The organism is Leptolyngbya sp. UWPOB_LEPTO1, assembly GCF_017302695.1.
GTDB classification, from domain to species: Bacteria; Cyanobacteriota; Cyanobacteriia; order Leptolyngbyales; family Leptolyngbyaceae; genus Leptolyngbya; species Leptolyngbya boryana.
The window spans coordinates 23,292-36,060 of sequence record NZ_JAFLCJ010000031.1 but is presented as its reverse complement, the minus strand read 5'-3'; the positions used below and the strand labels follow the sequence as shown (position 1 = coordinate 36,060).

Annotated in this window: 7 protein-coding genes; 6 read left to right on the top strand and 1 reads right to left on the bottom strand. The window is 46.5% G+C overall.

Going from position 1 to position 12,769, the window contains the following annotated elements; all coding sequences use genetic code 11:
* Nucleotides 1–29: 29 nt before the first annotated feature.
* The 6 genes from J0L70_RS28315 to J0L70_RS28290 all read left to right on the top strand — a co-directional run bounded on the left by J0L70_RS28315 (nt 30) and on the right by J0L70_RS28290 (nt 8,743).
* The gene (locus J0L70_RS28315) at nt 30–539 is read left to right on the top strand and encodes a peptidoglycan-binding domain-containing protein (RefSeq protein WP_017291163.1); all 510 of its coding nucleotides are present in this window, start codon (nt 30–32) and stop codon (nt 537–539) included.
* 166 nt (nt 540–705) lie between these two features.
* The gene (locus tag J0L70_RS28310) at nt 706–3,093 is read left to right on the top strand and encodes a tetratricopeptide repeat protein (protein WP_287456759.1); all 2,388 of its coding nucleotides are present in this window, start codon (nt 706–708) and stop codon (nt 3,091–3,093) included.
* 55 nt (nt 3,094–3,148) lie between these two features.
* Nucleotides 3,149–4,042: a DUF4351 domain-containing protein gene (locus J0L70_RS28305; RefSeq protein ID WP_287456758.1), complete on the top strand. Its 894-nt coding sequence runs from the start codon at nt 3,149–3,151 to the stop codon at nt 4,040–4,042.
* A gap of 89 nt (nt 4,043–4,131) precedes the next feature.
* The gene (locus tag J0L70_RS28300; RefSeq protein ID WP_287456757.1) at nt 4,132–5,487 is read left to right on the top strand and encodes a serine/threonine protein kinase; all 1,356 of its coding nucleotides are present in this window, start codon (nt 4,132–4,134) and stop codon (nt 5,485–5,487) included.
* Nucleotides 5,488–5,557: 70 nt separating this feature from the next.
* Complete coding sequence (locus J0L70_RS28295) at nt 5,558–7,786, top strand: DNA repair protein RecN (RefSeq protein WP_287456755.1); 2,229 nt, start codon at nt 5,558–5,560, stop codon at nt 7,784–7,786.
* Between the two features lie 57 nt (nt 7,787–7,843).
* Nucleotides 7,844–8,743: an amino acid ABC transporter substrate-binding protein gene (locus J0L70_RS28290; protein ID WP_190649734.1), complete on the top strand. Its 900-nt coding sequence runs from the start codon at nt 7,844–7,846 to the stop codon at nt 8,741–8,743.
* A 230-nt stretch (nt 8,744–8,973) separates the two neighbouring features.
* Here the strand turns inward: J0L70_RS28290 and metH are convergent, their stop codons facing one another.
* Nucleotides 8,974–12,606 carry a methionine synthase gene (gene metH / locus J0L70_RS28285; protein ID WP_287456754.1) on the bottom strand — a complete coding sequence of 1,211 codons (3,633 nt, stop codon included), beginning with the start codon at nt 12,604–12,606 and terminating at the stop codon, nt 8,974–8,976.
* Nucleotides 12,607–12,769 lie beyond the last annotated feature (163 nt).

The following is a 12,769-nucleotide window of genomic DNA, read 5'->3' as shown; positions in this document are numbered from 1 at the left end:
AAATGTAAGAAGCTGAATCTAAAATTGCCATGAGCGCTGAAATTCCCCCCGATAAGATCGAACTGCCCGATTTGTATCCTTGGGATCAAGGAAGCGATGTTATGCAACTGCAAGCCTTATTGAGAGCACATGGATTTAACCTGAGAATCGATGGAGATTTTGGGAGTCGGACTGAAACAGCAGTGCGATCGTTTCAACATCGACATGGATTGAGAATTGATGGTGTGGTGGGTAAACAGACGTGGTCTGTACTCAACACAGACCTAGAACCAGGCACACGGCTCTTAAAACTGGGCTGTATTGGGACAGATGTGGCTGAACTTCAAGGACTCTTGTTAGTTCATGGCTTCGATGTTGACCGAAATCAGGTTTACGATGCTGCGACAGAAGTTGCGGTTCGACAATTTCAGCAGCGCTCCAGATTACGAGAGACGGGCATTGTGGATGATATAACTTGGACTTTTCTGAGAGGTCGAGGACTTCCTACGATGCCTCGCAAGCAGAATCGCTGGCTTAACAATCCGCGCAAGTGGTGGTGACTTTTGACTTGTCTTTGACACAATGAACACTTAGTAATTGTTAAAGTAGCTTCCTTTTCACGTTCTAGCAGCATTTCTGCAATCACAGAACCCGATGGTTTTTATACACAACTTCAAACCCATGCGACATACTGATGAAGAGAGAATATGTTGCCCTTAGTTTGTCATGACTCAAGCACCTCGTCCTGGAAGTTGGAAGGCAAAGCTGAATCGATCGACTGAAAACTCTTTCATTGGACGCGAACTGCAATTGCAAGCGTTTCGGGATGTATTAAGCACCCCGTACGACGATCGCACAACTTCAATCTTTAGCATTTCTGGACAAGGTGGAATCGGGAAAACTACTTTGCTCAAGCAGTTTCGCAAAATTACAACTGAGCTTGGACAGGTTGCAGCGTATGTTGATGAGGGATCACAGACGAATTTGGTGGATAATGTGCCGGAAGCGCTCAGTCGGTTGGCACTGGATCTAGAGAAGCAAGGAATTGAGTGTAAGAAGTTTCAGGAGCGCTACAAGGTTTATCGTCAAAAGAAACAAGAACTGGAAGCTGATCCTGATGCGCCTCAAGGCTTTGCGGCAGGAATGGGAAAATTTATTGCGAGAGCCGGAATTGGAGTGGCGAAATCGATTCCGGGTAGTGGCGGAGTGATGGAATTTGTGGATTCGGAAGGAGTCGCAAATCAGGCTGGAGAATGGACAGCTTTTGTGGCTCGTAAATTAACCAATAAAGATGAAGTGCGATTAGTCCAGGAACCGATCGAGGTTTTGACTCCACTTTTTCTAGAAGACCTGAATCGAGTTGCTGAGAAGCAAACGATCGTGTTGTTGCTTGATACCTATGAGCAAACGGGAGCGTTTTTAGACGACTGGCTACGATCGCTACTGAACGATCGATATGATGCAAGTCTGCATCCGAATTGTTTGATCTGCATCGCAGGTCGTGATCTGCTCAATAAGAATGCTTGGATTGAGTGGGAAGAACTAATTGCACGATCGGAGTTGGAACCGTTTACTGAGGCTGAGGGACGATTGTATTTGGCAAGCTGTGCAATCACTCAAGAATCGATCGTGCAGGAGATTTGGCGGTTATCGTCGGGTGGGTTGCCTGTGTTGATTGCGATGATGGCTCAAGGAGCGCCTCGTGAGGTTGAGCAAATTAGCGATCCCTGTGAGGATGCTGTGGAGCGATTTTTGAAGTGGGAGCAGGACGAGAAGAAACGCAAGATTGCTCAAAATGCTGCATTACCGAGGTTGATCAATCAGGACGTGTTGGCAGTGCTGACGAGTGATGCAGAAGCGGATAGTTTGTTTGATTGGCTGAAGTCTCGATCGTTTGTGGTGCAGCATCCGAATGGGTGGCAGTATCACAATCTGGTGCGAGGGCTGATTCTGCGTTATCAGCGTAAGGTGTCGTTGAAGTCGTGGGCAGCGCTGCATGAGAAACTGGCGAACTACTACGATGAAATGCGGCAAGGATTGAAGCTAGAGGAATCGCAGCGGTGGAAGGATGAAACGTGGCAGCAATATTCGCTGGAGTGGCTTTATCACACTTTGTGCATGGCTCCGCAGCGATCTCTGGGTATTGCGTTGAATGGCTGGTTAGCGGCTCGAAAACAAGGACTTGAGCTTGCAAGAGAGTGGGCAGAGGTGATGGCATCAGTAGGAGAAGTGACTGATTGTACAGAGATGAAACGCTGGGCTAAGAAGGCTTGCAGTGCATTGAAAGACCAAAAAGAGAAGCGCTATGAAAAAATGAGAGAGCTACTCTCAGGATTAAAAAGAGAGCAGTTAATAGAAGACAAGTGGCGCACGGTTGCTTTTGCCTACTGTGGTGAGACATATCGCTTAATGAACCGATATGAAGAAGCCTTAACAGACTTAGACCGTGCGATTCAACTCGATGAGAATTATGCTTGGGCGATTACAAGTCGGGGTGCAACATACCGCGTGATGAAGCGGTATGAAGAAGCTTTAACAGACCTAGACCGTGCGATTCAACTCAATGAGAATTCTGCTTGGGCACTTGCGAATCGAGGTGAGATATATCGCGTGATGAAGCGGTATGAAGAAGCTTTAACAGACCTAGACCGTGCGATTCAACTCAATGAGAATTCTGCTTGGGCGATCGCAAGGCGAGGCGAAGTTTACTTGCTGCTACATCGGTTTAAAGTAGCGTTACAAGATCTTAATCGTGCCTGCGAGTTAGATTCTGATGAAAATTGGAATCCTTACCTATGCGCCCTTGCTCATGCTGCCCTAGATCAAGCCGAAGCTGCTCAAATCAGCATCCTACTTGCCATTCACCTTTCAGAACTTGAATACAATCAAAATCCGGCAGACTTTCGCAATACTTTTAATCTGGCTCTCTATCATCTTGTCTCTAACCATTTTGAAGAAGCAAAAGCTTTGTATCAGCAAACTCTCACATCAAACCCAACCACTGTTACTATCCAACAAGCAATTCGTGACCTCAAAGATCTGCTTGTGATTTCCCCCGCGTTCAGCCCAGCCCAACAGATGATAGACCTATTGGAAACCTCGATCGAACAATAAATCAAATCCGCGATCGCGCTATTCTCAATAAACTGCCTCAATTTCTGCCGCACTCATGTCACAGATTCCCTTCGATCAGCTTTCCAAACAGTACCTAGAAGAGTTTCTGTCCCCGCTTGGGAAAGTCACGCGGAATCTGGAGATACCCGGCGAATCAAAGTTTGTAGACATCTACTTCGCACCGACTGTCACTCCTTCGATCGCCGATTTAGGCATCTTAGGGCGAATGGTTCAAACCTCATGTTTACTAGAACCTTATCGAAACGCACCTCGAAGAACAGAACTACGATCGTGCCTGCTCAAACTGCTGTGGCTGCAAGAAAACGATCGCCGCAAAGCCAAATCAGAAAATCGCTCGCTCCCCGAACTGCCTCAATTGTGGATTCTCGCTGCAACTATACATCAACCCGTCATTCAAGAAGTTGCAGGACAACTCGATCGAGACTGGCTCCCTGGCATCTACTTTCTGCCCAAATTGTTTAGAAGCGCGATCGTTGCGATCGATCAACTTCCAGAAACTGAAGAAACACTCTGGCTAAGAATTTTAGGTCGAGATAGAACGCAAGAACGAGCGATTCTAGAAGTCTTAGCGCTTCCCAAGCATCATCCTCGTCGAAACAACATTCTACAATTGTTAGCAAATTGGAAAGTTAAAATCGAGTTAGGTGAAATTGAGGATTTTTCTCAGCAGGAGGTACTGATGGCGTTTTCACAAGCTTTTTTGGAATGGGAGCAAGCAACCCGACAGGAAGGACGACAGGAAGGACGGCAAGAAGGGCAAAGAACGCTGATTCTGCGTCTCTTGACTCGACAAGTCGGAAATTTATCAGAAGAAACGCGATCGCAAATTCACACTCTATCGATCGAACAACTTGAAGCGTTAGCTGATGCTCTACTCGACTTTTCAACCGTAACTGATTTAGAAACCTGGTTGCTCAATCACGGTTGAGCAGGGACATTGAGAGAGACTTCCTGAGCAGAATGGAGCGATCGCCAAAGAATAACCGGAATCGCTATGATCAGAGGCGAAGTGAGTCGATGACGATGCTAGGGGGATTCGGTTCGATGCTGACGGCAGGACAGACGCTGTACGATCGCTATCAACTCCAAGAGAAATTAGGACAGACTGCTGGACGACAGACTTGGCTTGCACTGGATTTGAACGCTCAGTCTGAGCCGATTGTGCTCAAACTCCTGGCATTTGGTGCAGAGATGCAGTGGGAAGATTTGAAACTGTTTGAGCGCGAATCTCAGGTCTTACGTCAGATTGATCATCCTCGGATTCCGAAATGTCGAGACTCTTTTTCGATCGACGATCGCATTCTTTGGTTTGGCTTAGTCCAGGATTATATTCCAGGCACTTCGCTCAAAGAGTTGGTGCAGGATGGAAAACGATTTACAGAAGAAGAAGTGCGAAAATTCGCGATCGCGGTTCTAGAAATTTTGCGCGATTTGCATCAGTTAAATCCTCCGCTTCTGCATCGCGATATCAAACCTAGTAATTTGATTTTGGGAAAAGATGAGCAGATTTATTTAATTGATTTTGGGGCAGTTCAGGATCATGTTCCGATTGAAGGTGGAACCTTTACAGTTGTTGGAACCTACGGCTATACGCCGATCGAACAATTTGGTGGTCGGGCTGTTGCTGCTTCGGATCTCTACGCATTAGGGACAACTTTGATTCATCTGTTGACGGGAACTGCACCTGCGGATTTGCCCCAGCGATATCTGAAATTGCAATGGCGCGATCGTGTAACTTTAACTCCTGCTTTTGCAGATTGGATTGATCGCCTGTCTCATCCTGATGTCGAACAACGATTTCAAACCGCAAATGAAGCGATTCAGGCACTCCATTTAGCGGGAGAATCTGCATTTGGTGCAGTGGAGCGTCCTAAAAATACGCGAGTTCAACTTCAGCGATCGAAAAAACGCTTAGAAATTGTCATCCCACAGCAAAATCAACAAGAAGAATCAGTTTTTGAGATGTTCGGCTTACTGATGGCAGGAGTCGCACTGCCTGCTCTGATGTTCTCGCTGCCGATGTTTATGATGCTGCTCGTTTTTGGGGTAATGAGCGCATCTGTCTGGGTTTTACTATTTGCCTTGATTGTATTTTTGATTTTTATTAGTCCATCGTTTCAGCGAACTTACGTCAAGTTCGATCGCAAAGAATTTGCCGTCGAAACACAGCGATTTCGAGCGATGAGCAATCGAATGATAGGCAAGACTCGCCATATTCGAGATGTGCGCCGGGATAATGGCAAAATTACGATTACTTCAGGACCGTATCGGGATGGATATCACTTGCATCAATTTGGAGAGGAGCTAACTGATTTTGAGCAAGCTTGGGTGTTGAAAGAAATTCGATCGTGGTTAAAGCTCAAAGCAGAGTAAAAAACATTCTGGAACTTGTAGGGATGGGATGGTATCTAGCAAACGTCAAGCACTTTGCCCAAAATTGTTTATGTCTCGATCCATTCATCCCTGGCTTCTCCTGAGTATTTTTACATTGATTGCTCCCACTTTTTTAGTCGTCACACGACATCTAGTAGCACCTCATCCAGCTTCTGCTCAGCCTGCTTCGATAACTTGTAATCCTAATGAACAATTAGAAAGCAAGCTTGCAACTTTGACCAATCAAGCGCGTGAAGCTTTGGATCGACAAGATGCCGAAACAGCAGGCACAGCCTTACAAGAAGCAATTACGATCGCGCTGCAAGTAAAAAATACTCCTTTTCAAGCCGATTTAGTTCAATCCTGGTTAATCGAGCCTTATAACGGCTTCCCAACGTTACGGATTATTCAACTCAATCAGCAGCTCAAATCTCCACAAAAATTGCGTGCGTTACTTGATCAGTTTCTAACCCTGACGAATCGTCTTCCATCTGCAAATAGTGCGGAGAAAACTCGTGCTTTTGTTGCGATCGCACGTCAATATGCAGCACTCAAACAACTGCGAATTGCCAATAACTTAATGGCACGAGCGCGGCAACTCGAACCTCAAATCAAAGCACCAGACTTACGTGCGATCGCACTCATCGAAATCGCAGAAGCTTACGCTGAACTTTCACAGCCTCAAGTCGCCCAAACTACGCTTGCTCAGGTTGAGAAAATTTTACCCCGGCTTGCAGTTGAAGAAGCGAATCGAATTGTAGAACGCGCTGCTGTAACCTATGCGCGAATCGGCAACTATCCGAAAGCACAACAGACTTTAGAGCGCTTGTCGAAAGTTCCAGAAGCTTTTGCAAACACTCAAGAAAGCATCGTGCAAACTTATCTGAGCAATGGTAAATTGGCGGATGCCGAAAAACTCGCTCAATCAATCTCTGCAACTCCTCAAAAAATTTCTGCTTTAGCAAAAGTAGCGATCGCTTATCGTAAAACCCCAAGTCAATCTACTTCACTCTTCCGCCAAGCTACAACGCTTGCTCAATCTGTAGAAGATCCCTATCAGAAAGATACATTGCTGCAAAAGCTTGTCGAAGCCTATGTACAAGCTGAACAGTTAGACGCAGCATTGCAGCTTGCAAAATCAGTAAAAAATCTCCGCACCGACACGTTGAAGTCAGTAGTTGTAGCTCATCAAGAAGCTGGCAAAACCGCTCAAGCTAAAGCCCTCTTGTCTCAGCAGCTTGTAGCAATTAAAGCCCTCAGCGATTCTTGGGAACAGAGAGGTCAAGTCTGGACTGTAATTGAAACTGCGATCGCTGCCAATCAGTTTGACTGGATTCGCGAAGACTGGGCACAAATTTCGTCGATCGACTACGGTTTGATGGATTGGCAAATTATACAAATCGCAAAGGCTTATGCCCAAATAGGTGAACATTCTCAAGCAGCAGAATGGGTACGCAAATTGCCTTTAGAGAATCGTCCTTTGGAGCAGATTAGAGCACTGTCTGCGATCGCGCTCGTCACGGCTCAAGCTGGTAACTCTACCCTCGCCAATCAAATGCTTGAGCAAGCCTTACAAACGATTGATCCGCTCGATAAAGCTTATCGCGAGAGAATCAACCGTGAAGGCGGCGATCTCTTCAGTCTTGAACGCTTTAAACCCACTGCTTTAGCTAGTATTGCTTTGGTTTATTCTCAAACGCAGCAGCCTGAAAAAGCTCGCCAACTTCTTCAGCAAGTGGTTGTTTTTAGTTCAAAGATTGATGATCCCTCGATCGCATCTTTTACAGATAATCCTTTCGCTCAATTCATTGAAGCGAAACAATATTTAGGCGCATTGCAAATTGCTGAAGGAACTGCATTCCCAGAGGTGAGAAATGCTCGCCTACAAACTAGCGCGTTGGGATTGCTCACGATCAATCGGTTTGATTTAGTCCAACCGATCGCGAATCAAACAACGGAACCCGTGAGTAAAACGCAGCTTTTACTTGCGATCGCACAACGTTATACCGAGCTAAATCAATCTCAAAAAGCCGTGTCTTACCTTGCTCAAGCTTTCCAAGTTGCCCAAACGATTCCTGGAGAGGAATCGCAATTCGATCGCCTCGGTACAGATGGCGGTACTGTGATTCCGATCGAAACGGATCGTGGCAGTATGTTAGAAGCGATCGCGATTCAATATGCTCGCGTGAATCGGATGTCTGAAGCGATGAAAGTTGCGAACACGTTGAAAGAAAAAGCGACTCGTGACGAGGCAATTCAGAAAGCCCGCTGTGCAAGAACAACTTCGATGCGCGCTTGACAATGTGCCTACCTAAAGTGGTAGAAGATAAGGGCTAAATAATCCATCAGATTGATCATGCCCAAACCATTTTCTCTCGTTGTCCTGAGTACCCTTCTGTGTGCTGCACTGCCGCAGATCGCGAATGCGGAGACAGTCATGCAGAAGGTCGCTCGCTCGGGAGTTTTGGTTGCAGGAACCAGCAGTGAAGCGATTCCATTTGCTTATCAAAATCGACAAGGCAAACTAGTCGGATATTCCGTCGATATGCTGGAATTAATTCGATCGCAGATGGAAAAAGAAACAGGCAAGAAAGTTCAATTGAAATTAGTTGCGTTACCGCCTTCGGATCGCGTCAAAAAGGTCGCCGATCGACAAGTGGATATTGTCTGTGATTTCAGTAGCTTTACTTGGGCGCGCAATCGACAGGTTGATTTTTCGCTGGTGTATGCGACGACGGGCACTCAACTTGCGGTCAAAAAATCAAGCAATTTAGGTACTCCAGAAGCCTTTAATGGCAAGCGTATCGGAGTGTTGCCCGGCACGACGAATGAGCTAGCTGTACAGCGAAAATTGCCGAAGGCAAAACCTGTCTATTTTCAAACTTGGGAACAAGGCTATCAAGCTTTGGAGAAAGGGACGATCGATGCGTTCGCCGCAGATAGTATTTTACTAGAAGCGCGATTAGCTGGAAAAATCAACCAGTACAACATTTTGCCGGACAGTCCATTATCTCAAGAGGGGATTGCCTGTATGGTTCCTGAAGATAACTCTAGGTTTCTGGATACGGTAAATTATGCTTTGTATCGATACATGCAAGGCTTTGTGCGCGGAGAACCCAAATCAGTGCAAATCTTCGATCGCTGGTTTGGTGCAAATGGAGCATTTCCATTAACAAGAGACATGCGAGATATTGCTGTTCAAACGATGCAGCTTGTTGTTGAATCGCGGGAAGAGATTCCGGCGGATGCAAAGTAGTTTGTCGATCGTGTGAATTTTTCGGAGTGGGTAGATGGGGAGAACCCAGACTAAATTGCTTCCTATCTCCCTATCTGATTGATTGTGGTGAACGAGTAACCTTCTCGAAGATTTACCACTCATGCTCTGAAGCAAAAAGCGAGATGCAATTCGCTCACATCTCGCTCCAGTCTTAAACCAATTGAAATGAACTCCCTATCTATCCTCTCTGGTAGATAGGGAGTTCAGCTCTAAGCACTAAAGTACTTCGCGGTCGGGTGATAGACCACAAAGGCGGTCGTCGATTGTTCTGGATAAAGCTGTTCACTTTCATCTATCGACATCTCAATCTTCTCAGTGCCTAGCAGTTCTAATTGCTTGAATTGATCCGCAACGTTCGGACAAGCTGGATAGCCAAAGCTATAACGTGAGCCTTGATAACGTTGAGCTAGCATATCTCGAATGTTATCTGGCTCAAGCTCTCCATAGCCTAACTCTTTACGAATCTGAGCATGTGACCATTCAGCCAAAGCTTCCGCCATCTGGACTGCCATACCGTGGAAGTAGAGATACTCTGTATAGTTATTCGCCTTGAATAGCTCTTGAGCGACTTCAGTTGCGATATGTCCCATCGTTACCGCTTGCATCGGTAACACATCGAACTGATTGTCTGACACGGGACGGAAGAAGTCTGAAATACACAAGCGGCGTAAAGATTTCTGACGTGGGAATGTCCAGGTGACTAAGGGTGTTGCAGTTGCAGGCGTGAGACCTTGCTCAATCACACTCGGATCATAAACATGCAGCGAATTCCCCTCAGCCGCACAAGGGAAATAGCCATAGATCATCCGAGGCTCTAACAGTTTCTCAGTCTGAATCTTCTGCTTCCAGCGCTCCAAGACCGGGTAAACCTTCTCAGCTAAGAACACATCATATTCCTCTTTCGATTGGTCTTTCGGCTTGCGGAATTGCCATTGCCCAACAATCAACGCCTGCAAATCCATGTGCCAGAAGAGGTCTTCTAAGGAGATATCTTCAGGATTGAGAACTTTAGTTCCCCAGAACGGCGGAGTCGGTCGATCGATATCCAACTCAACCGCTTCCGATCGCACTAAATCGATCACTTCCGGCTCATCCGATTTCTTCTCTGGTTCGCCGTTTAGTTCGCGTTCAGCTTGTTCGATCGCTTTACGCCCCTTCTGATTGAACTGAGCAAATTCGCCTTGGAAACCTTCGGTATCACTCCATTGCCCCTCTTTTTTCGCAGGCATAAAGCGATCCATAAACGTCAAATCCGCGAACGCATCGCGTCCGTAAATCACTTGCCCCTTATAAGCATTCTGACAGTCTTCGTAAACGAATTTTGGAGTCAGTGCTGCACCGCCAAGAATCACTGGAACACTGATCCCACGCTCATTAAAGACTTCTAAGTTCTCCTTCATGAATGCAGTCGATTTTACGAGCAATCCGCTCATCGCAATACAATCTGGTTGATGTTCAACGTAAGCATCGACGATCGCATCAACTGGCTGTTTAATCCCTAAGTTAATCACCTTGTAGCCGTTATTGGTGAGAATGATATCAACTAAGTTCTTGCCGATATCATGAACATCCCCTTTCACGGTTGCAATTAAGAATTTACCCTTGCCACTGTCATCGCTTTTCTTCTCCATGAATGGTTCAAGGAATGCGACCGCAGATTTCATGGTTTCCGCAGACTGCAACACAAACGGTAATTGCATTTGCCCCGATCCGAACAATTCACCGACCACTTTCATGCCATCAAGCAAGAATGTATTGATAATGTGCAACGGTTCATAGGTTTCTAATGCGATTTTCAACGCATCTTCTAAGCCAATCCGTTCGCCATCGATGATGTGCTGCTTCAAACGTTCTTCAACAGGTAAATCTGCTAAAGAACTCGTCGATCGAGCATCTTTTGCACTTACGCCTTCAAATAGTTCCGTCAGCTTCGTCAGCGGATCGTAAATGCAAATATCCCCATCAAATCGGCGACGATCGTAAATCAGATCTAAACAGACTTCTTGATGCTCAGGCTCAATTTTCGCAAGTGGAAGAATCTTTGCCGCCGACACGATCGCGCCGTCCATTCCGACCTTCGTGGCTTCATGCAAGAACATCGAATTCAAAGTAATCCGAGCCGCAGGACTCAGACCGAATGAGATATTCGATACCCCGACCATGAAGTGAACGCCAGGCAGATTTTCCCGAATCATCCGAATCGATTCAACTGTTGCTTTTGCGTTCTCCCGGTCTTCTTCAATCCCAGTCGAAATCGGCAGAGCTAAGGTGTCAAAGAAAATTTCGTGCGGCGGAATTCCGAATTCTAGTGCATCTCGATATGCCCGTTGCGCGATCTGGAATTTCTTCTCAGCCGTCCGCGCCATGCCTTCTTCGTCGATCGTTCCGATTACGACTCCAGCACCGTACTCTTTCGCTAATTCCAGCACTTTGAAGAACCGCTCATCGCCGTCCTCATAGTTGGTCGAGTTGAGAATGCACTTGCCGCCCGCAACTTTGAGTCCGGCTTCCATCTTTGTCCACTCGGTCGAGTCGAGCATCAGAGGCAGGGTGACATTGGTAACGAGGCGGGAAACGAGTTCTTTCATATCGGATTCGCCATTGCGTCCGACATAATCGACGTTTACATCCAATACATGCGCGCCTTCTTTGACCTGGGATTTTGCGATCGCAATCAGTCCATCCCAATCATCCGCATTTAACAACTCTCGAACTTTCTTAGAGCCGCTGGCATTCAGTCGCTCTCCTACAATCAGAAAAGAATTATCCTGCTCATAAGGCTGAGACGTATAAATCGATGCGGCTGAAGGCGTGTAGCTTAAAAGTGGTCTGGGTGTTTCTGATTCAAACACTTGACCATTCATCCATTCGCGCTCCCCGATCCGAACATTGCGTTCTTTCGGTTTCATCGTCGCGGCGGCTTCCGCCAATGCTTGAATATGTGCGGGACGAGTTCCACAACAGCCCCCAATCACTTGCACGCCCCAATCTTCGATGAACTTGTGCAATGCCATCTGAAGCTCAACCGGAGTCAATTTGTAGTGAGCATGACCGCCGATATTTTCAGGCAAACCTGCGTTCGGAATACAAGAGACGACAAACGGCGCATTCTCCGTCAAATACTTGATATGCTCTGCCATGCGATCGGGTCCTGTCGCACAGTTTAAGCCGAGAATATCGATCGGATACGGCTCTAAGATCGCCAAAACGCCGCTAATATCTGTCCCGACGAGCATCGTTCCCTGGACTTCCATCGTCACAGATACCATAATCGGACGACGCTCGCCTTTTTTCTCAAAGATAGCTTCGACGGCATTCAAAGCCGCTTTAATTTGCAGCACGTCCTGACAGGTTTCAATGATGAATAAATCAACGCCACCATCAAACAACCCTTCTGCCTGAACGGTAAATGCGTCTTTTAGCTCATCGTATGTGATGTGTCCTAAGGTCGGTAATTTTGTTCCAGGTCCCATCGATCCGGCGACAAATCTAGGCTTTTCAGGAGTTGAGAATTCGGCGGCGCATTGTTTCGCGAGTTCAGCCGCTTTCTTGCTCAAGTCATACGCTAGATCTTGCAGCCCATATTCTGCCAGCACAAACGGGCTACTGCCGAATGTATCGGTTTCAATCACATCTGCGCCTGCTGCTAAGAAATCGCGGTGAACTTTCGCGATCGCTTCTGGTTTCGTATGAATGAGATATTCGTTACAGCCTTCATATTCCGCACCTCCAAAATCCTCTGCTGTTAAATTCTGGGACTGAATATTGGTTCCCATTGCGCCATCGAAGACGAGGACAGGACGATCGGGACTGTGAAGACGGGTCAGAAAAGCGCTGCTCATAGGAAAAGGTTGAGGGACTAGACGACAAGATTGAGTAATTACCCTGAGTTCTCTTTAAGTTTTAGAGTGAATGAAGTCATGGCGGAAAGCGGCAACCATGACATTTCACACTAGCTATACATTTAAACTGTGACATATTTATTTAAGTTTTAGCGATCTGGAG